Genomic DNA, 19,341 nt, shown 5'->3' with positions numbered 1-19,341 from the left:
TTAGTTAGTGGAAAGTACTTGCTCCCAATTTATTGTGCCATTTTTAACTTGTTCCCGTTTTTCTTTATTCATTATATCATTAGGACGTCCGCCTTTTGGCCAATCTTTATCATGATTTTTCCATTCAGGTCGATCCTGCGATAAAATAAAGGCTGCTAAATCAGCGGCATCTTGATCTGTCAAAGTACCAGCTGTACCGACTGGCATATTATGTTTGACGTAGCCGGCCATTTTCGACATTCTCGCCATACCCGCTCCATCATTGAATGAGTTTTCACCCCATAATGCCGGACCTGTATTAGCACCAGTACCTGAGCCATCAACTGCGTGACAAGCTATACAAGACTGGGTATATACTTCTTCACCTTTCGTAACATCCGGTAAAGGGATGTTCTTCATAGTACTTGTACCTACCCATTCACGTTCCGCCCCGATAGGTACACCTTCTGAAATATAGGCGAAGTACGAGACCATTGCTTCTAACTCTTTACTATTCATGTCAAATTTTTTTCCGTTCATACTGCGAACCATACAACCATTAATACGCTCCTCAATCGTTACAATATCACCTGAGCGTGCAATATATTGAGGATAATTCGCCATAACACCTACTAATGACGAAACTTGCTCATCGTAACCTGCCCCTGCATGACAGCTTGTGCAAGACAATTGATTCCCAACATATTCTTCTGCAGCAACATGTGTATTATTTACAAGCTCATAGCCATTTAATATCGCTTCCTTCATAGGCCCATCTGGTACTTCTTCAATGCTTGGCGGCGCATAGACAACTGACTGAGCAGCTGCTGATGTTGGTATTTTTGTTTGTACAGTGGCTTCATTGCTTTCTCCTTTAGCATCCCCTAGAATTTTGTCGCTAATGACTGCCCCCACAAAAAGTGTACCTGCTAACAGTACTGTCCCCGCTACTCCTGCTACTATAGGTTTCATCTATAATACCCCCCTTTGTATAATCACCTATATTTTAGCAAAAATGGGTGTTTTTCGATGTGACTTTTCTCACACCTTACACAAATAGAATCATTTAGAGGATAAAATTACAAAATTCATTGTTCTATAACACATTAAACAAGACTTAATACCTCTTGCAGTATGTATTAGAAGATATTGAAAGAAATTATAGAGTATGAGGAGTAGCATTAATGCTACTCCTTTATTATTTTTTCTTTTTCATTTCAGCTAATTCTTTTCTAATTGCATTTTCCACAATTTCACAAACGCTTTTATCATGAATAACTGCTTGTATTTTTAAATCCTTCATGAATTCAATATCTATATCGAAAGACGAACGTTTCCTAATAACTTTAGTTCGTTCCTTGAACCAACCTTAGAACCAACGTTTGTTAGTTCCTTCGTTGGAACGTTCGTAGATATTGATTTTTTCACGCTTTTATTCGAATTTATAAAATCTGTATAGTCTTTGTTTAACGGTTCGGGATCTGTTCCGGCATACGTCCATCCAGTTCATCTATTAAATAAATAATCAGCATTTTTAAGCGCTTTACTTTACTTAACTTTTCTTTACCTACAGTCAGTTCTTTCCCTATGTCAGCTAACGCCTTACCTTGCCCTAGTTCTTCTATAATTTTACCTATGGTCAATGCCCCCCTCTACATATATTATTCGGGGTGAATTATACTTCATCTTCAAATAAAAAAGAGCCTGAATGGACAAGCTTGTGGCAAAATGCCATGATACTGGATTATACGCCGGTTGTGCGTGTGCAGGTAGTACGAAATCTGCGGAAGAAAGAGGTTGCTAGTCATTTGCCGGCAGGGATGGTGAGTGCGGTCCAAGAGACGAGGAAATATTCGGTAAAAGATGCGGATTATTTAACAGGGGATTTCGATGATAATTTAAGTCTGTAGGCGATTTAGAAAAAGGTTTGTATAAAAAACGCATGATCGGCTGGGGTGGTTTGTTAAAAGAAGTTCATCAGCAATTGAATTTGGATTATGAAAATGGCGATTTAGTACATATCACTGAAGAAGAGGAAGCGAAAACGGAGGAAACAGCGTTAGTGTTGATTGCTCGTTGGAATTGGATGAAACAAAATTATTTTATAGAGGCTGGGACAAATGTGTTTCAGCCAACAAAAATACCGAACTATCCAATGAAACTCTCATGAAGTGTTTCGGAATAGTTCGGTTTTTCTATTTATCGTGTTTTGTTAATTTAGAGATTATTCGGCTTTATGAAGGAACCATTTAGTTATGTCCCAGCCCCTTTTATTTTTTAGTATGAAGGTATTTATTTAATGCTTTTTGGACCAGCACTTATATTTTCAACAAGTGTTACTGTTTTTAGTTTCTTCTTGTATGAAGAATCACTATACATAGTGATTTCATGTTTATTTTGGAAAGTAGAACCAGCCATACGCATCCAAATTTTATCTGTGAAATAAGCTGTTTTCAAACTTTTATCTAGAATAACTACCCCAAATGCTGATAAAGGAGACGTGTACGGAGCCGCAATGCCTAGTAATGCACCTAATGCAGATGCTGTTGCTACAGTCATTGCGTTCTGTGCTCCTGTATCTTTTTTCTTTGTTTCAACATATACCCAATCAGATGCAGCTGCTTCAGCGACAGGTGCTGATAATTTAACTCCACTTTCAGTTTTTGATATGCTTACAGGCGATAAAGCGAAAGTTGTGCCTAGTAAGGCTATGGATGCACCTGTAAGTAATGTTTTTTTACCTAAAAAATTCATAATATGTATCTCCTTAGTTGTGTTTTTTTTAGTAGTATATTAAGATAATTTTCTGAACATATTACTTAATCATTATATTAACATTATTTACAAGTTAAAGAAAGGGTGATTTGTAATAAAATGAAAGAAAAAGAAGGTAAATGGGTGTACGTTGCACCTTTAACTATTATTATTGTTTGGTTATTAACTATTTTCGAACCTAAGGGATATGATTATATTGCTTTAGCGCTTTCTTCGGGTTTATTAGCTTATATAGGCTATATGCTTAGAAAGAGCGTTATTGATAAGGTTGCGATGTTCTTGGGTGTAATTTTATTTTTTGTTTTTGTAGTATTGTATTTTGTGAAATGAGGGCGAGAAAAAAAGAGTGGCAATTGTAAACTGGCACCTATGTCAAGGACACAATAAAAAAAGAGATTAAGCAACGAGAAGGTGATTCCTATATTTATTAGAAGTCATCTTTTTTAAGTTCCACTGATAGCGATAATTGTTATAGTAAACCATATAATGATTTATTTTTGACCTTAGCTCTTTTAATGCTTTATAAGATAGATAGTCTACCTCATCTTTTAAATGACCAAAAAACAACTCTTGGGGCGCATTATCCCAACAGTTTCCTCTTCTTGACATGGATTGACCTAGATCATATTTTTTCAATAACTTTTGATATTTAGGGCTTGTGTAATGGATTCCTTGGTCTGAGTGGATAAAGGCATCTTTATGTAGCCTGACTTTCTTGTTGTTGACTAATTTATGGATTGTCTGAGTGGCGATATCTAGAGTAATACGATCAGAACTAAGATTTCATTCGTGGAGGCATCTTTTATGGTCGACAAATAAGCCATACAATTATCGTTATATGGCAAATAAGTAATATCCGTTAATAACACTTTTCCAGGAATTCCTTTATTATTGCTACTCTTTTTTAATGATTTAGATTGCTTAAACTGATTTTTGAAAAAAAGTGCACCATTTTCTTTTTTTGTGGTAGCAGCAAGTTCTTTTTTTACTTGTTGTGTTTCGTGGATCGCCTTCATCAGTTGTTGATCACGTTCGATTTGTCGTTGTTCAATTCGTTCTAATTGCTCTACTAGCTTTTGATTAAATTCGTATTGCGCTTTCATGAAATCAGTCCACATTTGTTCTTCTTGTAGCGGTATAGCGGAAGGCGCTATGGCTAAATTGGCGCGATACAAAAATACTTTTTAATTCTTTTTAATTCTTTTAAACAGTTTAACCTGATATTAAACCCTTTGAATCACTTGAAATGGCTTACAGAGCATTTAAAAGGCCTGTTAAATCAAACCCGTAAAAAAAATTACGGGTCACCCAAACCCGAGAGCATTTAAGTAACAAACTAGAGGTTGGCTTCCTAATCAATTTCACCTTGGCGTAATCGTAGCTGTCGCTTCGCTTTCGCACAGAAAAGATTCGCTGAATGAAGATAAAAAAATGCCGAGCACAGCGTTGCACTCGACATTTTAGTGTTTCACTATAATTTACATTCACCATCAGCACAAATAGCTTCACCATCACCTATCATCTTTAATACCGGCTGAATACCCGCTATCTCTGCCGCTTGATGCAAAGTTCGTACAAAAACCTCATTCGGCTCTGCACCTTTAATACCGTAACGATTTTCAAAAACAAAGAACGGAACACTTTGTACACCTAGCTGTTGGGCATCATATCGATCTCTATCCAAAGCTTCACTGAAGTCAGTTGATGCCAGAACACCCTTCGCTATTTCAACATCCAAGTTTAGAGTTTCAATGACTTTTAACAAGAACATATCGTCATTTAAGTCTTTTCCTTCTGTAAAATAACCACTCATAAGCTCTTCCGTATAAACCAACTCTTTGCCAAACTGTCTTGTCCATTTTGCCAATCGATGAGCCTTTTCAGTATGCGCTGTTTTCATATCTTCAAAATTGTAACGCAAACCAACCTCTTCTGCCCGTATCGCTATACCCTTTGTAATTTCCTTTACTTCTTCTATCGTAGAATCCAATTTTGCAGTCATACCCTCATATATAGTTGGTGCATCTTTCTTAGGTGTATGTGGTCCAATTTGATATGCTTTGTATTCAATTTCTACCTGCCCCGAATAACATGCCAAGTCAATAGCGCGTTCCAATTCTTTTTTGCCAATGTAGCAGAACGGACATGTGAAATCTGAGAAAATCTCAATTTTCATTTACTACAGCCCCTTACAATATATCTATCCATATTTTAATGGCAGTCGCTAAAATGAGCGCTGCTAAAATAGCTTGTAAAACTTTTGTATTTAATTTTTTCCCTGCTTTTGCACCTAGTGGGGCTGCTATGAGGCTTGCTACAATCATAATGAATGCAGGATAATAGTCAACTTGTCCCGTCATCAATTTTCCGATTGTTCCGCCTATAGAGGATATAAAAGTAATAGCAAGGCTTGTAGCGATTGTCATTCGTGTTGGTATACCTAATACTACTAGCATTATCGGTACTAACAAGAAGCCACCACCTGCCCCAACAATCCCCGATCCAATACCAACAATAAAAGCTAATACAGTTGCTATCGGTTTATTGAACGTTACCTCATCCAATGGCTTATCGTCAATTTGCTTCTTAGGAATAAACATCATCACTGCAGCAATCAACGCCAATACACCATAAACGACGTTAACCCCTATTTCAGATAAAAATCGGGAGCCAAAACTACCAACGAAACTTCCTACTAATACAGCACTACCCATATATATAATCAGTGATTTATTTAAATAACCACCTTTCCGATATGCCCACACCCCAGCAAGAGAGGCAAAAAACACTTCTACTGAACTAATACCTGATACCTCATGTGCTGAAAATGCTGCAAAACCAAGTAAAGGTGGGATATATAATAACATTGGATATTTAATAATTGCTCCGCCAATTCCCAGCATTCCTGATATAAATGAACCAACAAAGCCAATCAAAAATATTGCAATAATCCATGCTAAATCCATATTTTATCCTTCTTTCTGGTGACTTCACCTTAGGGGACATGATCATTTCCATCACTGCTTCCAGATCCAGCTTTAAGCACGAAAGGAGGGTTGCTCTAAACTTCTAATAGAAGAGACAACCCTCACTAGTTTTAAGCTTTCTGAATAAAAAATGTAATGACCCCAGCGTCTTCAGCTTTGTCTAAAATTGCATGACCGCCAGCTTTGGCCCAAGCAGGGATGTCCGCTAAAGCTCCCTTATCTGTTACTTGAACTTCTAAAATTTCCCCTGAAGCTAATGTATCTATCGCTTTTTTTGTTTTCACTATAGGCATTGGACAAGATAAACCCTTTGCATCTAGTTGTAAGTTTGATTTCATATTTTTCTCCTTCGGAACAGCAAAGGTTGTAAGCGATTTTGCCGGTTCTGTTTGTTTTTTCACGACTTTACGAAGGATGAGCGCCTTCGCTTCGCGGTATTTATATGCTATAACCATGCATGCGTACGCATTGCATTTGAATATCTTTTATAAACGGACTATCGAACTGCACAACGATTCGGACCAATTTCCATCTCTGTTTGTTCATCCTGCGTTGGGGTAATCTTACCCATATTTACTCGACGAATTTCTTGATACGCATTTGGTTGTGGAGGCAAATGCTCTGTTACGACACTTCGGAATTCTGCTTCATCTTTAATATTTAAGCCGTGATTTTCGGCAAATAATTGCCCAAGATGTTTTGCTACAGTTCCACCTTCATTTAGTTCATCAATAATCATAAAATGAGCCGGTAAAACAATTAAATCATCCGATAATTCTCTGTATCGATTGTAAAGTGTTTCGCGCAAATCACCAACCCAATCTTCTGCAAGACCCGCTAAATCAGGGCGTCCAATTGAATCAATAAATAAAATATCTCCAGTTAATAAATACTTGTTGTCCACAACAAATGACGTTGAACCAATTGTATGACCAGGCGAATAAATTGCTCCTACGTCAATTTTAGAGGCGCCAATTTGTACAGTTGTTCCATCAAGTAAAGGTGTATAGTCAAACTCAACCTCTTCTGCATCTTTTGGTGGTAAATAATACGTCGCACCAGTAGTAGCCGCTATATGTCGTCCACCAGAAATATGATCAGCATGCAAATGAGTATCGAATACATGTTTAATTTTTACGTTTTTATCCTCTGCAAAGCTTGTGAATGCGTCAGTAAAACGCACAGCATCGATAATCGCTGCTTCACCCTCAGAGATGACCAGATAAGAAAGGCAGCCCTTCCCTAAACGGACAAATTGATATAGCTCACCACCTCCTGTTAAATCTCCAACTTTAATCGGTTCTAAATATTCACTCCACGTTTTCATTCCACCTTCTAAATAAGCCACCGCACGTCCCGCTTCTGATAACATCTCAGCTACCATCAGCGATGATCCTTCTTTCGCACAAACGACTAACACATCCTTATCCGCTGGAATCTCCGGTAAAATATCCTCGACGCCATCTAATAGCTCAAAATACGGAATATTAAAGTATTCAAATTTACGGCCATCAATTTTCCAATCTTCGAACGCATCCGCATTTCGAACATCTAAAATAAATAATTCTTCATTATTAATTACTTTTTTCGCTACCTGTACTGCGCTCCATTTTAGAACTGACACTCCAATTACCCCCTAAGGTATTATTTTATTGTTTTTTTAGCGGAAAGGACTGTCCTCTCCGCCGGTATAGCTGTTTAAATCAATTATATTAATTAGAATGTTAATGACGGTGCTGCATCTTTCGCAAACTCTAAGAACGTCACAGCTCCCCCAACCTCGATACCTTCAATAAAATCATCTGTCGTTAAACTCATTACATCCATAGTCATTTGACACGCGATAAATTTCACACCTAATTCTTGTGCCATCTCCACTAATTGCGGAATTGCTGGTACATTAGCTTTAGCAAACCCTTCTGCATAATGCTCCGCTCCCGCAGGCATAGGTAATGCATGCATTCCTTGTTTATGAATTAAATTTAACCCTTCGAATGTAAAGAAGATGGCTACTTCTTTCTCTGTAGCTGCCGCTGCCGTTGCAATATTGAACACCTTATACGCATCGAAAAGACCACCGTTACTTGCAATTATCGCTACTTTATTAGACATAAATTAATTCCTCCTAAATGTTTTTAGTTAAATCTTTCGTCCAGGATGTCATACCCGGTAGAACGTTAAATACCTTTGCAAAACCATGTGCCGCAAGCTTTTGAGCAGCTAAATCACTACGCTTCCCAGTTCGACAAACGACATAAATCTCCTGTTCTTTATCAAGCTCAGAAAGGCGTGCTTCTAGCTCACCCATCGGAATAGACTTTGCTCCCTCAATGTGACCAAAAGCAAACTCCGCCTCCTCACGAACATCGAGAATAAGTCCTTCTCTTTCCATTGCCTCTTCTAACTCAATTGTTTGTTCAAATGTTTGCTCATCCATCGTGTCGTCTGAACATTTGCGAATGTAATGTTTAAGCACACTTTCTTCTTCCACTGTCCCAATATATTGATGACCCACAGATTCAGCCCATGCAGCAATATCTGCCTTCGAACCCTTATCTGTTGCAGATACTTCTAAAATTTGACCATCTACTAAATCAACCATCGCCTTTTTCGTTTTAACAATCGGCATAGGACAAGAAAGCCCCTTGGCATCTAGCTGAAAATCTGCCTTAATACTCATAATTCCCTCCTACATACCTACACGGGTATTGTTTTTTCTAAAAAAATATAGCAAGCGCACAGGTTCTCTGCATCTCCTTACTTTACTTCACCATTCCAAGCGAGCATGCCACCAACCATATTGGATACATTGAAGCCTTGGTTTTCTAAAAACTGAGTAGCACTACCACTTCGACCACCTGATCGACAGACCATAACATATGATTCATTTTTATTTAGCTCATGCATACGAAATTCAAGTAAGCCAAGTGGGATATGAATAATGCCAGGTATGTGTCCTGCCTCCACTTCATCTACTTCACGTACGTCGATTAAATTTATTGCTTGACCTTGCTCTAAAGCTTGTTGTACTTCTTTTGCTGAAATTTCCTTCATGCTATTTTCCTCCTAATACGCGCTCATGCCACCACGAACATTTGTAACACGCTCGAATCCTTGTTTTTTTAATTGCTTACACGCTTGACTACTACGCATTCCACTTTGACAAATGACCACTATCTCTTTATCTTTCGATAATTTATCGAAGCTTGAACCAAGTGGAATATTTTTGAATTGCGGAATGTTACGACCTTTATATTCAGCTGGTGTTCGAACATCCACGAATACTTTGTCTTTATCATTCAACATGTTTTTTAATTGTGCTGTCGAGATAGTTCGCACTCCTTTTGTCGGTTTCATACGCCAAATTAAAAGTACAACTACAAAAGCAATAATAATCCACATTTCCAAAATAATTCGTCCTCCTATCCATACTGTTAAGGGTATATAATAATTATCTACTTTTCACGACTAAATCCATTGCCTCTTGGATGGCCGTATTCACTTTTTCAGCATTCCCTTCAGCAGTCGTTACACATTCCAATAAATTTTCACTAACGATTACTCCGATAGTCCGATCAACCGCAGAACGCACCGCAGATAGCTGTGTAATCACATCTTTACAGTTCTTTTCTTCTTCCATCATGCGTAAAACGCCACGCAATTGACCTTCTATTCGCTTCACACGATTAGCTGTTTTTGTACCGTAAGCCATACTATCACGCTCCCTTCCAAAACGATTGATTGAACTCACTTACGTGATTCATAATATACCCCATTAGGTATAATGTCAACATGAAAGCCCAATTTTTTTCTTAATCATCGTTCCAATGTTTTTTCCGCTTGTATCTACGTTTTATCCGTCACTTTCAGGTTGTTACCCTCATCTTCTTATCTTTTGTTTACAAAAAAAGCGGGAAATTCGACGATTCTCTCATCGAATTTCCCGCTTAAACAGACTTTATGAATGCTTATTTCTTTTTAATAGTAATTGTCCAAGCCGCTTCGCCAACTTGTTCATACTCTGTTACCTCGTGCCCTTCTTCAGCAGCCCAACGAGGAATGGATTCTGTACCTTGTGTACAATCAAATTGCACTTCTAATTCATCGCCTGAATTTAAGTCTTTTATAGCTTCTTTTGCTTCTACTAAAGGAAATGGACAAACCATCCCCATTACTTCTAATGTTCTTTTCATATGAAAACGCTCCTTTTTTACGCTGTTATTACTTGCGCAGCTTGCTTAGCTTTTTTACTTGGTCGAACGAATACAAAGTAAGATGCTGTCCATGTACCTAAAATCATAAACCCTAATGAAATCCAACCTTGCCAAGTCATCATCGCTGTCATCACCAATCCATTACCAATTGAGCAACCTCCTGCTAAACCTGCGCCGAATCCCATCAAAAGTCCACCGCAAAAGCTGTTAATCGCTGTTTTTGTATCTGGAATACGGAATCTAAATTCACCACTCATTTTCGCTGCGAATAATGATCCTAAGAAAATCCCTAGTACTAGGAAAACACCCCAGTTGATGAAGCTAATTTGTCCAGTCACCAAAAATTGCAAAATATTAGCAGAAGGTGTTGTAATGCCTAACCCACCTATGCGACCAGTAGCAACACTTAATGGCCATGCTAAAGTTGCGATCACACCAATAATTGTTGCAGTTATAAATGGATGCCAACGTTTTTCAAATAAAATATGTGCTAATCCCGTTTTTTTCGGCTTTAACCCCGGGATTTTCAAGCGTGGCTTCTTTAGCTCACGGTAAACGATGAATGCAACAACTACTACAAAAATCGTTATAATCAACCAGTTGTTTACGCCAATTGTCTCAGCAATAGAATTACTTTCAATGCTCGTTTCTTTAATTGCCTTATCCAATGGCAATAATACGCCTGATTTCATCATTGCTGCTACAAGCATATATCCAGCTAATGCAATCCAACTGCCAATTAGACCTTCTCCTGCCCGATACCATGTCCCTGTTGCACAACCACCAGCGAAAATAATGCCAATTCCAAAAATAAATGAACCAACAATAACAGCTACGATTGGTAAAGAACCAGCATTGAATTCAAATACCTTTAAACTAATTAATGTATATACACCAACACTTTGAATTGCTATCGCAATAAGTAATGCGTAAAACATACGGTTATCTTTTGTCAAATACATATCGCGGAATCCGCCAGTCAAGCAAAAACGGCCACGTTGCATAACAAATCCAAGTAAAGCTCCACAAATAAGTCCCGTAATAATCATTTGGCCCATCTATCATTCCCCTTTCAATACCTTAGTATTCTTATATGGTATATTACCACTAGTTTTACTAAGAATTCAATTACTTTTTTAATAACTATGAAAAATCTAATAACTTTTTTCAAACCTATGCACACAAAAACCCCTGCTACAAGTGTAGAAAACTGCTTCTTATAACAAGGGTTCATCTATTTATTTATTTTGTTAATTGCTTGACCGGACCAAAGAATTCATAATGATTTTTTTCGTCTTTCACGCCAATCTCATGTAAATTTCCAACTTCTTTTAGCAATAATTTTTTTTGTAAAGGTTTCTTATAATGACCGTTTATCAATTTTTTTCGTAGTATGATTACCCAGGAATTACGCTCTGCACAAATAAAAGTTTGCCTAATTCCTAAGTCGATTTCAGGAAGTGCATCCCTCAATTTTGTATTTAACCTATAGAATTACAATGTTTTAAGGGTTAAAAATACTGTGATTTAGTTTTGTACTAATATGTTTATGAAATTCAGGTAATTCCTTTAACGGTTCTTTAAAAGTAATTAGCACTTTTTCTATACCAATGCTACTTAATTCTTGTAATTTAGCAATTACTTCATCATAACTACCGATTAACCCTGTACGAAAACCTTCATTATTAGCTACAAAATCACTTAACTGAGTGGCATTTTTCCACATCCCTAACGTTTCTTTGCGATTCTGGAACTGCAGGATTGCTTCTTCATCGGCATGGTCAATAATAGATTGAAATTCTTGGAACGCTTCTTCAGAAGTTTTACGGGCAATCACAAATGCATTAACAGCAAATTTTATCGTCCGACCCTTTCTTTTCGCAATCTCAGTTACATTTTCAATCTGTTTTTGCAACTCTACAATCGACGCTCCGTTCATAAAATAAACATCACTGTGTGCGCCTGCCATAACTTGAGCGTCCTCTGAATTACCACCTTGATAAATTGGAGGATAGGGCTTTTGAATTGGTTTTGGTGTAAGCGTCGCATTTTTAATTGTATAGAAATCGCCCTCGTAGCTAAAGTTATCTTGTGACCAAAGACCTTTCAATACCTCTAAATACTCTGTTGAACGTCGATAGCGATCTTCGTGGTTGATCCACTCAATACCAAAGGTTTCTTGTTCTTTTTTAAACCAGCCACTCACTAAATTAATATGAAATCTCCCATTTGAAATGACGTCTATCGTTGAACCTATTTTGGCTAAAGTTGCCGGATGGATGAACCCAGGCAAAACAGCTGCTATAAAGTGAATATTTTTCGTTTCAGCAAATAACGCTGCTACAATCGTTAGGGCATCCAGCTGTCCTTCTTCAGCACTACCATTACCACCAATATTCCCTATATATCGAATCGGAAATAAAACAGAATTTATATCTAACTTTTCAGCTAATTTTATCAATGTTTTATTGTACTCAAAGCTTCCTTCTGTATTTTGCTCTATCCTAGATCGTAAAAACCCACCCGCTAAATTTGAGCCCCAAATAACAAATTCCATTCAATGATCACTCCGTTTATCCAAATAATGGCAATACCTTTTCACCGAAAATTTCCGCTTCCTCTTTATGAGGGAAGCCTGATAAAATAAAGTGCGTTACACCGATATCAATATACGCTTGCAATCCTGCTTTTACTTGCTCTGGTGTACCAACAATAGCGGTTCCTGCACCTTTCCGAATTTTACCGATACCAGCCCAACTGTATTGATCAAATCGCTCGTTTTCAGCAGTAAGGACGTTCATCCTTTTTTGAGCCACCGAATCTACCGTTTCATAATATCGATTAAGATTCGATTGTACAGGGTTTTCAATTTTACTAATAATGTTATAAGCAGCATCCCAAGCCTCTTGTTCTGTATCCCGTGCAACTATATGAATTCGAATACCGTACTCTAATTGACGATTATACTTTTCCGCTCTACTTTCAACATCTTGAATTTGCTCCTGAATGCTCGCAATGGGCTCCCCCCATTGCAAATAAACATCTGCAGCTTTAGCAGCTATTTCCTTAGCTACATCGGAAGAACCTCCAAAATAAATAGGAATACCTTTTTCTTGATAAAGAGTAGGAATCAACTTTCCTTCAGTTACCTTAAAAAACTCGCCATCATGATGAAACGATTCTCCTTGCCATGTTTCTTTCACTACAGTTAAAAATTCATCTGTACGTTCATAGCGTTGTTGATGTGATAAATAGTCACCGTCTTGTGCTAGCTCTTTTTCTGAACCGCCCGTTACAACATTGACCAACACTCTTCCTTTCGAAAATTGATCTAAAGTTGATGCCATTTTAGATGCAACTGTCGGTGATACAAAGCCAGGTCTAAACGCTATTAACGGTTTTATATGCTTTGTCTGATGAATGATAGCAGACCCTACGAGCCATGAATCTAAATAAGGAATACCTGTTGGAATCAAAATTCCTTCAAATCCTGCTTTTTCTGCCGTTTGAGCTACATCTACTAAATACTCAAAGGTCGGCTCTCTTTCAGGCTGCTTTAACCCTAAATACCTTCCGTCTCCATTTGTAGGAGCAAACCAATAAAAATGTGGTTTCATAGTTCTCTCTCCTTACCTAATTAAATTCTTCAACAAGCTTTAACAATCGATCCTTTTCACTATAGTTTTGATATTGCGCTGCAAAGGTACGAACAGGATCACCTGAATAAAAACGTTCATATAATTCGTGACGCGCTCCAAGCTGACTACCTATTAAATCCCAAGCTAGTTTAATAAATTTGGTTCTTGCAAATGCACTTGTATGTGTACCTCCATAATACGCCTGTAACTTGTCACCTATTGGCCCATTGATTTCTTGAATAGTAGACGGCACTTGCAATAATCCGCTTGCTCCAATTTGCTGTAATATTTCCAAAGCACGTGGATAATAACGTGTACCTAAATTTCGAGCAGTCGTTAAAAATCGTTGTTTAGGTAGATAAATTCCATTGTGTTCGATAGCTTCATATTCAGCTGCATTTAATAAGCCCTTTATAGTTTCTAACTGTATGATTAATTCACTTAACTTCTCTTTTACATGTAAAAACTCCGTCGCTCCAGCTGTTTCCGCTAGTTCGTTGCCAATTGCTACTACAGATTCTAATTTACTAATCAGGCGTACAACCGTTTGATGCTGACTTAACAAGGATGATGTCGTTTCTATTCGCAGCTTCCAAGCTAATTCAGGATCTTCTGCTACCAACACCCTTTCCCAAGGAATTAGAACATTATCAAAAATTAAGACAGCATCCATTTCATCAAAACGAGAGCTTAATGGGTGGTTGTTTGTATCAGTAGAAGCAAACGATTCTCGACATACCATATGCAGTCCTTGAGCTGAGGTTGGAACATAAAATATATTTGCCATCGGTGCTTCGTCTAACCCTCGCTTATGATAAGAGGTTATGAGCAGTTCATCTACATATGGTGCTGCTGTAGCAATTGTTTTGGCACCGCTCACAAAAATTCCTTCTTCATTTTTAGTAACTACACGTAATTTTCCGTGCTCTATCTCTTCAACAGATTTTGAACGATTTTTTTGTGGATCATGTGCAGCTACCGTTGATAATAAATCAAAATCACGTGCCGCTTCGTATAGTTTTTCAAGCTTTGTTGCAATGCCCGGTGACAAAACATCTAATTGTTGTCTACTTGCATACCAACCTACTAACTGCGAACGAGAATATTCGGATAAACGGCTCATTACTCCAAATGTTTTATCTACCCAGCATTTATAAGCTAAACTTTTCCTTTTCAAATCATTGATTGATGTTGGAACTAAAAAAGATAAATGGGCATTTGTACCTTTTTCCGTTTCATACGTTAAAATCGATTTTGTCGGCTCCACTGTTTGTAAATTTAATAAATGCTGTATTGTTTGAACAGTCCCTTTAAAGGCCTTATGTTTTTCAAAATTATTAACAATCTCCCCATCTAACCAGACTGTTCGCCCATTATTCAACCTCTGCAAATACGGAATCGGCGTATTCATCTTCGTTTACCTCCCTTTCAATTAAATTATCCAAGAAATGATTTAACTTATTTTTCAAATAGGACTTATCATAAGTTTCATACTGTAATGCATAAACGCGTGTTGGATCTCCTGTGTAGAACCGCTCGTATAAATCATGACGTGAGCCAAGTTGACTGCCAATAAGTTCCCATCCGATTCTAAATAACTTTTCTTTTGTTCGTGCATCTACCTTTGCTCCTTTATAGTATTTAGAAAATAATGGGTATAATTCGTGATTTTCTAGAATCGGAGATGACGTTAATTGAATAAAGCCTCCTGCACCAATCTGCTTTAAAATATCTAGAGCATGGCCATAGAAATGGGTACCTAAATTTCTTGCTGTTTGTAGGGGAGTAATATTAGGTAAATAAACATTCTGCTCATTTAGATGCCCTTCTTTTTCTGATGAAATTAATAAAGCTTCAATACTATCAATTTGTGTATAAAGCTCCCCTATTTTTTCCTGAACATGTAGAAAGTAATCTGCACCAATTGATTGAGCTATTGCCGTTGTAACTCCAGCAATAAATTCTAATTTTGATAGTAAACGAACCACCGTTTGATGCTGTGCTAGTGCATCGAGTTGCTGATGCCGATGAGCTTTCAACACGCCCTCAGGTGAACCCTTAATAAGCACCCTATCCCATGGAATTAAAACATCGTCAAATAATAAAACAGCGTCCATTTCATCAAATCTTGAACTTAATTTATGATGCTCTTTATTTGAAGCAAATGATTCTCGACAAACAATTTGTAGTCCAGGTAAGTTTAATGGCACAATAAACATATTTGCTTGTGCTATTTGATTTGATGATAATTTTTGCGGAGAGGTGACAATGACATCATGTGCATAAGGAGCACCAGTTGCAATCATTTTAGCCCCTCGTACAACTACCCCCTCCTCGGTCTCCCGTATAATACGCAATAATGCATCTTCATCTTGCTCTTCTGCTGGTTTCGAACGATCAATTTGAGGGTCCAAAATTGCAGTAGTAACAATTCGCCGTTCATCTCTAGCTACCTCATAATATTTCGTTATTTTTTCAACGAATCCAGCATCATATTGCGCAAACTGATGACGATCCAAATAGTATCCGGTGATTAGAGAATTAGCATAATCTGATAAACGGCTCATCACCCCATAGGTTTTATTCGACCATAAAGCAAATGCTTTTTTTCGCTTTATTAAATCCTCATAGCTATGTGGAATATAAAATGCACTATGAACAAATCGATTACTTTTCGGACTTTTAAAACCTGCAATGCTTTGATTGTTCTCATCATCTAGAAGTGCTAATAAATACGTGATAGTTTCTAATGTTCCCGTAAAGGCAGGATGAGTTGTTACGTCCACTTTTACTCCGTCCAGCCACACACTTCTTCCATCTTTCAAACTTCCACTAAAAGACATTTGTTATCTCCAACTCCTTTTTCATGAACACAAAAAACTCCCACCAAATCTCCTTCGCAAATCTTCGCTTAAGATATCAATGAGAGCTCCATTTTCATGGTCACTATGAATATTTTTTATGGCCTAAAAAACAAAATCGGAGCTTTTAGTCTTAAAACCAAAGCTCCGATTTATTCAGTCGCCACATTATATAAATTAATTTACATATTAAACCAAACAAAACCGATAAGTCAAGTATATTTTAAAAATCATTTAATCAATTATGCCCCGGCATAATTGCGTCCGGAGGCTTTAGGCCAACACGATGTTGGTCACTCAGGCGTTTTCACAGGATGTGAAGTTCTTAGCCTGAGTTCCTCTATTTCAGCGGCTGTTTAGACACCCCCTGAAAAGTGACTTAAAACCACATTCATCTCACCACCTATAGAGGCAGGAGACTTCTGTAGCTGACGCTTCACTTACGTTACATAAAACACTTGTAACTGCCGTTTCACTTACGTTACATAAAACACTTGCTGAAAGAAGTTAAAAACTTATTGATTTATAAAAAAGCGTTTGCTATAATCCCACTAATCCAATTGGTATTAAAATAATTACTGACCGGAATCACCGGAGGCGTGTAAACAATTGTCGTTTACGCGTTTTTTTATTGCTTACATCCAGTAGTCAGTGTCAATATTACTTTTTTAGATAATGGAGGGCAAAATAATGAAACATTTTCTTTTCCTTTTAAGTACCATGCTATTGATATCAATGTTAGCAGCTTGTAATTCAAACGGAACTGCACAAGATACATCAAATAAAACAATTAAAATAGGTTTTACACCTGGTCCATACAGCGACCAATTTCAGTATGGCATTGCACCGATACTAAAAGAAAAAGGATACACAATTGAAACAATTGAATTCAGTAATATTATCCATCCTAATATCGCTTTGGGAGATGGCTCGATTGATGCTAATATTTTTCAACACACGGCCTATTTGGAAAACTTTAAAAAAGAGAATCATTTAGATTTGACAGAAATACTTAAAGTTCCTACTGCACCAATGGGAATCTATTCAGACCGTTTTGATTCTATCAACAGTTTAGAAAAGAATAAAGAATATACAATAGCAATTCCTAATGATCCAGCTAATATTGCACGTGCTCTACGAATCTTAGACGATCTTGGATGGATTGAATTAAAAGAAGGTTATTCACCCACTACAGTGAGTAAACAAGATATCACTAAATACGTATACACCATTGAATTCGTTGAAATGGAGCAAGCACAATTGCCACGTTCACTTTCTGACGTAGATTTTGCACTTGTAAACGGTAATTTTATTTTGTCATCTGGAAGAAAACTATCATCGAACTTAGCATTAGAGGATCCAACCTTCGAATACCAAAACCTATTAGCAGTTCGCACTGAGGATAAAGATAAAAAGTTTGTAAAGGATTTAATTGAGGCATATCATTCTGCAGATTTTCAGAAATTTATTGAATCCAATAAAGACTACGAAGGATTTCACCGACCAGATTATTTTAAAGACTAATTCTTTATCAAATTAAAAAGATGACGTGCTTTTAAATAAGAGCACGTCATCCACAATTTTGAATTTTATTTTACTAATTGCATAGCTGGACCAAAGAATTCATAATGAATTTTTTCGTCTTTCACGCCAATCTCATGTAAATTTTTAATAACCGCTTCCATAAAGCCAACTGGTCCACATACGTAAACATCTGCATTGTTGGCTACTTTTTCAGCTAAAAATTCTTTTGTGATTTTCTTATCTTCATCTGAATATAACGCTGTGTATGTTGCATTTGGAAGCACATTTACTTTCTCTTTAATATCATCGCTAAATGCTACAACTTTTTCATTGCGTGCACATTGGATAAAGCTCACTTCATTTGCCGCATCATCTTTTAACGATTGCAGCATACTGTTTAATGGTGTTACACCGATACCGCCACTTACAAATGTAATTGGAGCAGAAGTTTCTTCTAAGACAAATAGTCCTGCTGGAACACTTACATCTACTAAATCTCCGACTTCTAATACGTCGTGAATAAAGTTAGATACTTTACCATTTGGCGTATGATCGCTTTCACGTTTTACAGAAATACGATAGCCATCTTCTGTACTTGCTTGCGAAAGTGTATATTGACGGTTCATTAAATATTCTTCGCCTGGCACTTTCACACGGATGCTGATATATTGACCTGGTTCATAAGCCGGTAGAGGAGAACCATCTTCATTTTCAAAGTAGATAGATGTAACAAGTTCACTTTCTACTACTTTTTTTGCCACTTTCAATGGTTTAAATAAGCGCCATCCGCCATTACCTTCTGCTTTTTGATATAGCTCTTCTTCTACTTGAATGAAAATATCTGCAATTAGGCCATATGCTTCAGCCCAAGCATTAATAATATCATCTGTTGCTGCATCACCAAGCACTTCTTTAATCGCTTTTAATAAGTATTCTCCTACTATTGGATAGTGCTCAGGTAAAATACCTAGACTACGGTGTTTATGAGCAATTAACATCACCGCTGGTAAAATAGCTTCTAAATTTTCAATATGAACTGCCGCAGCATAAACTGTGTTTGCTAATGCCGTTTGCTGACGACCTTTTTCTTGATTTGTATGGTTAAAAATATTTAATAATTCTGGATGAGCTTGAAACATATTTTTATAAAACGTTTTAGTAATCTCAACTCCATGAACTTCTAATACAGGAACTGTTGCTTTAATAATTTGTACTGTTTCTTGTTTTAACATATCGCTTACCACCCTTTCGTGATTACAATATAACGCTCTCACTTTTTAAAAGCAATATATAAAATACATCTTTAACAAAATGGACATAATTAATGTATTTTAAATACATCTTTAAAAAAGTATTGAATTTA

23 protein-coding genes and 3 pseudogenes are annotated in these 19,341 nt (G+C 37.0%); 4 read left to right on the top strand and 22 right to left on the bottom strand.

From position 1 onward, the window contains the following. Together ACQKOF_RS04215 and ACQKOF_RS04210 are read right to left on the bottom strand one after the other, a co-directional pair. Nucleotides 1-951, bottom strand: coding sequence for a c-type cytochrome (locus ACQKOF_RS04215; RefSeq protein WP_427554001.1), 951 nt, complete (start codon nucleotides 949-951; stop codon nucleotides 1-3). Between the two features lie 494 nt (nucleotides 952-1,445). Beyond that, nucleotides 1,446-1,622 carry a hypothetical protein gene (locus ACQKOF_RS04210; RefSeq protein ID WP_427553999.1) on the bottom strand — a complete coding sequence of 59 codons (177 nt, stop codon included), beginning with the start codon at nucleotides 1,620-1,622 and terminating at the stop codon, nucleotides 1,446-1,448. A gap of 27 nt (nucleotides 1,623-1,649) precedes the next feature. Here ACQKOF_RS04210 and ACQKOF_RS04205 point away from each other — a divergent pair, with 27 nt between their 5' ends. Continuing rightward, nucleotides 1,650-1,889 (top strand): protein rep, encoded by a 240-nt coding sequence (locus tag ACQKOF_RS04205; RefSeq protein ID WP_427553997.1) that lies wholly within the window; start codon nucleotides 1,650-1,652, stop codon nucleotides 1,887-1,889. Nucleotides 1,890-1,897: 8 nt separating this feature from the next. Further along, a pseudogene (locus ACQKOF_RS04200) lies at nucleotides 1,898-2,149 on the top strand (protein rep); the annotation flags it as partial. Nucleotides 2,150-2,271: 122 nt separating this feature from the next. On the opposite strand, the gene ACQKOF_RS04195 reads toward ACQKOF_RS04200, so the two are convergent. Beyond that, nucleotides 2,272-2,733: a hypothetical protein gene (locus ACQKOF_RS04195; RefSeq protein ID WP_427553995.1), complete on the bottom strand. Its 462-nt coding sequence runs from the start codon at nucleotides 2,731-2,733 to the stop codon at nucleotides 2,272-2,274. Nucleotides 2,734-2,853: 120 nt separating this feature from the next. On the opposite strand from ACQKOF_RS04195, the gene ACQKOF_RS04190 reads away from it, so the two are divergent. Further along, on the top strand, nucleotides 2,854-3,084 hold the full coding sequence (locus ACQKOF_RS04190; RefSeq protein WP_427553993.1) for a hypothetical protein: 231 nt from the start codon (nucleotides 2,854-2,856) through the stop codon (nucleotides 3,082-3,084). 66 nt (nucleotides 3,085-3,150) lie between these two features. Here the strand turns inward: ACQKOF_RS04190 and ACQKOF_RS04185 are convergent. The 18 genes and pseudogenes from ACQKOF_RS04185 to ACQKOF_RS04100 form a co-directional block, all read right to left on the bottom strand. Further along, a pseudogene (locus ACQKOF_RS04185) lies at nucleotides 3,151-3,635 on the bottom strand (IS3 family transposase); the annotation flags it as partial. An 87-nt stretch (nucleotides 3,636-3,722) separates the two neighbouring features. Next, nucleotides 3,723-3,857 (bottom strand): annotated as a pseudogene (locus tag ACQKOF_RS04180) (DUF3967 domain-containing protein); the annotation flags it as partial. A 368-nt stretch (nucleotides 3,858-4,225) separates the two neighbouring features. After that, a complete protein-coding gene (locus ACQKOF_RS04175) occupies nucleotides 4,226-4,930 on the bottom strand; it encodes a DsbA family oxidoreductase (protein WP_427553991.1) in 705 nt (234 codons plus the stop codon). Between the two features lie 13 nt (nucleotides 4,931-4,943). Next, nucleotides 4,944-5,720 carry a sulfite exporter TauE/SafE family protein gene (locus tag ACQKOF_RS04170; protein WP_427553989.1) on the bottom strand — a complete coding sequence of 259 codons (777 nt, stop codon included), beginning with the start codon at nucleotides 5,718-5,720 and terminating at the stop codon, nucleotides 4,944-4,946. 131 nt (nucleotides 5,721-5,851) lie between these two features. Continuing rightward, a complete protein-coding gene (locus ACQKOF_RS04165; protein ID WP_323648046.1) occupies nucleotides 5,852-6,079 on the bottom strand; it encodes a sulfurtransferase TusA family protein in 228 nt (75 codons plus the stop codon). Between the two features lie 158 nt (nucleotides 6,080-6,237). Next, nucleotides 6,238-7,365, bottom strand: a complete 1,128-nt coding sequence (locus ACQKOF_RS04160; protein ID WP_427553987.1) for an MBL fold metallo-hydrolase — start codon at nucleotides 7,363-7,365, stop codon at nucleotides 6,238-6,240. A 92-nt stretch (nucleotides 7,366-7,457) separates the two neighbouring features. Next, nucleotides 7,458-7,853 (bottom strand): DsrE/DsrF/DrsH-like family protein, encoded by a 396-nt coding sequence (locus tag ACQKOF_RS04155; protein WP_387084398.1) that lies wholly within the window; start codon nucleotides 7,851-7,853, stop codon nucleotides 7,458-7,460. A 13-nt stretch (nucleotides 7,854-7,866) separates the two neighbouring features. Continuing rightward, nucleotides 7,867-8,421, bottom strand: a complete 555-nt coding sequence (locus ACQKOF_RS04150) for a sulfurtransferase TusA family protein (protein ID WP_427553984.1) — start codon at nucleotides 8,419-8,421, stop codon at nucleotides 7,867-7,869. A gap of 77 nt (nucleotides 8,422-8,498) precedes the next feature. After that, on the bottom strand, nucleotides 8,499-8,795 hold the full coding sequence (locus tag ACQKOF_RS04145) for a rhodanese-like domain-containing protein (RefSeq protein ID WP_427553982.1): 297 nt from the start codon (nucleotides 8,793-8,795) through the stop codon (nucleotides 8,499-8,501). A 12-nt stretch (nucleotides 8,796-8,807) separates the two neighbouring features. Beyond that, a complete protein-coding gene (locus ACQKOF_RS04140) occupies nucleotides 8,808-9,149 on the bottom strand; it encodes a rhodanese-like domain-containing protein (RefSeq protein WP_427553980.1) in 342 nt (113 codons plus the stop codon). A 43-nt stretch (nucleotides 9,150-9,192) separates the two neighbouring features. Further along, entirely contained in the window at nucleotides 9,193-9,453 is a 261-nt protein-coding gene (locus ACQKOF_RS04135) for a metal-sensitive transcriptional regulator (RefSeq protein ID WP_386845821.1), read from the bottom strand. A gap of 256 nt (nucleotides 9,454-9,709) precedes the next feature. Further along, nucleotides 9,710-9,934 (bottom strand): sulfurtransferase TusA family protein, encoded by a 225-nt coding sequence (locus tag ACQKOF_RS04130; RefSeq protein WP_049663225.1) that lies wholly within the window; start codon nucleotides 9,932-9,934, stop codon nucleotides 9,710-9,712. 17 nt (nucleotides 9,935-9,951) lie between these two features. Next, nucleotides 9,952-11,013 (bottom strand): YeeE/YedE thiosulfate transporter family protein, encoded by a 1,062-nt coding sequence (locus ACQKOF_RS04125; protein ID WP_427553978.1) that lies wholly within the window; start codon nucleotides 11,011-11,013, stop codon nucleotides 9,952-9,954. A 184-nt stretch (nucleotides 11,014-11,197) separates the two neighbouring features. After that, nucleotides 11,198-11,428: a hypothetical protein gene (locus ACQKOF_RS04120; RefSeq protein ID WP_427553976.1), complete on the bottom strand. Its 231-nt coding sequence runs from the start codon at nucleotides 11,426-11,428 to the stop codon at nucleotides 11,198-11,200. 31 nt (nucleotides 11,429-11,459) lie between these two features. Further along, complete coding sequence (locus ACQKOF_RS04115) at nucleotides 11,460-12,512, bottom strand: LLM class flavin-dependent oxidoreductase (protein WP_427553974.1); 1,053 nt, start codon at nucleotides 12,510-12,512, stop codon at nucleotides 11,460-11,462. A gap of 16 nt (nucleotides 12,513-12,528) precedes the next feature. Beyond that, nucleotides 12,529-13,572 carry an LLM class flavin-dependent oxidoreductase gene (locus tag ACQKOF_RS04110; RefSeq protein ID WP_427553972.1) on the bottom strand — a complete coding sequence of 348 codons (1,044 nt, stop codon included), beginning with the start codon at nucleotides 13,570-13,572 and terminating at the stop codon, nucleotides 12,529-12,531. Between the two features lie 16 nt (nucleotides 13,573-13,588). Then, nucleotides 13,589-15,004 (bottom strand): 4-hydroxyphenylacetate 3-hydroxylase N-terminal domain-containing protein, encoded by a 1,416-nt coding sequence (locus ACQKOF_RS04105; RefSeq protein WP_427553970.1) that lies wholly within the window; start codon nucleotides 15,002-15,004, stop codon nucleotides 13,589-13,591. Continuing rightward, on the bottom strand, nucleotides 14,967-16,436 hold the full coding sequence (locus tag ACQKOF_RS04100; protein ID WP_427553968.1) for a 4-hydroxyphenylacetate 3-hydroxylase family protein: 1,470 nt from the start codon (nucleotides 16,434-16,436) through the stop codon (nucleotides 14,967-14,969). Before ACQKOF_RS04100 ends, ACQKOF_RS04105 begins: the two co-directional genes overlap by 38 nt. Nucleotides 16,437-17,144: 708 nt before the next feature. On the opposite strand from ACQKOF_RS04100, the gene ACQKOF_RS04095 reads away from it, so the two are divergent. Continuing rightward, nucleotides 17,145-17,978, top strand: a complete 834-nt coding sequence (locus tag ACQKOF_RS04095; RefSeq protein WP_427553966.1) for a MetQ/NlpA family ABC transporter substrate-binding protein — start codon at nucleotides 17,145-17,147, stop codon at nucleotides 17,976-17,978. 65 nt (nucleotides 17,979-18,043) lie between these two features. Here the strand turns inward: ACQKOF_RS04095 and hmpA are convergent, their stop codons facing one another. Beyond that, nucleotides 18,044-19,210, bottom strand: coding sequence for an NO-inducible flavohemoprotein (gene hmpA / locus ACQKOF_RS04090; RefSeq protein ID WP_427553964.1), 1,167 nt, complete (start codon nucleotides 19,208-19,210; stop codon nucleotides 18,044-18,046). Nucleotides 19,211-19,341 lie beyond the last annotated feature (131 nt).

Source organism: Lysinibacillus sp. NPDC093190 (genome assembly GCF_050280425.1).
Lineage (GTDB): Bacteria > Bacillota > Bacilli > Bacillales_A > Planococcaceae > Lysinibacillus.
Note: the sequence above shows the minus strand (reverse complement) of the source record. Positions and strands in the feature narration are given on the sequence as shown.

Coding starts and splice junctions, on each gene's coding strand:
- ACQKOF_RS04135 (WP_386845821.1), bottom strand. CDS start 9,453: ATGGCTTACGGTACAAAAACAGCTAATCGTGTGAAGCGAATAGAAGGT.
- ACQKOF_RS04145 (WP_427553982.1), bottom strand. CDS start 8,795: ATGAAGGAAATTTCAGCAAAAGAAGTACAACAAGCTTTAGAGCAAGGT.
- ACQKOF_RS04175 (WP_427553991.1), bottom strand. CDS start 4,930: ATGAAAATTGAGATTTTCTCAGATTTCACATGTCCGTTCTGCTACATT.
- ACQKOF_RS04170 (WP_427553989.1), bottom strand. CDS start 5,720: ATGGATTTAGCATGGATTATTGCAATATTTTTGATTGGCTTTGTTGGT.
- ACQKOF_RS04165 (WP_323648046.1), bottom strand. CDS start 6,079: ATGAAATCAAACTTACAACTAGATGCAAAGGGTTTATCTTGTCCAATG.
- ACQKOF_RS04110 (WP_427553972.1), bottom strand. CDS start 13,572: ATGAAACCACATTTTTATTGGTTTGCTCCTACAAATGGAGACGGAAGG.
- ACQKOF_RS04100 (WP_427553968.1), bottom strand. CDS start 16,436: ATGTCTTTTAGTGGAAGTTTGAAAGATGGAAGAAGTGTGTGGCTGGAC.
- ACQKOF_RS04215 (WP_427554001.1), bottom strand. CDS start 951: ATGAAACCTATAGTAGCAGGAGTAGCGGGGACAGTACTGTTAGCAGGT.
- ACQKOF_RS04115 (WP_427553974.1), bottom strand. CDS start 12,512: ATGGAATTTGTTATTTGGGGCTCAAATTTAGCGGGTGGGTTTTTACGA.
- hmpA (WP_427553964.1), bottom strand. CDS start 19,210: ATGTTAAAACAAGAAACAGTACAAATTATTAAAGCAACAGTTCCTGTA.
- ACQKOF_RS04155 (WP_387084398.1), bottom strand. CDS start 7,853: ATGTCTAATAAAGTAGCGATAATTGCAAGTAACGGTGGTCTTTTCGAT.
- ACQKOF_RS04105 (WP_427553970.1), bottom strand. CDS start 15,004: ATGAATACGCCGATTCCGTATTTGCAGAGGTTGAATAATGGGCGAACA.
- ACQKOF_RS04130 (WP_049663225.1), bottom strand. CDS start 9,934: ATGAAAAGAACATTAGAAGTAATGGGGATGGTTTGTCCATTTCCTTTA.
- ACQKOF_RS04190 (WP_427553993.1), top strand. CDS start 2,854: ATGAAAGAAAAAGAAGGTAAATGGGTGTACGTTGCACCTTTAACTATT.
- ACQKOF_RS04095 (WP_427553966.1), top strand. CDS start 17,145: ATGAAACATTTTCTTTTCCTTTTAAGTACCATGCTATTGATATCAATG.
- ACQKOF_RS04125 (WP_427553978.1), bottom strand. CDS start 11,013: ATGGGCCAAATGATTATTACGGGACTTATTTGTGGAGCTTTACTTGGA.
- ACQKOF_RS04195 (WP_427553995.1), bottom strand. CDS start 2,733: ATGAATTTTTTAGGTAAAAAAACATTACTTACAGGTGCATCCATAGCC.
- ACQKOF_RS04150 (WP_427553984.1), bottom strand. CDS start 8,421: ATGAGTATTAAGGCAGATTTTCAGCTAGATGCCAAGGGGCTTTCTTGT.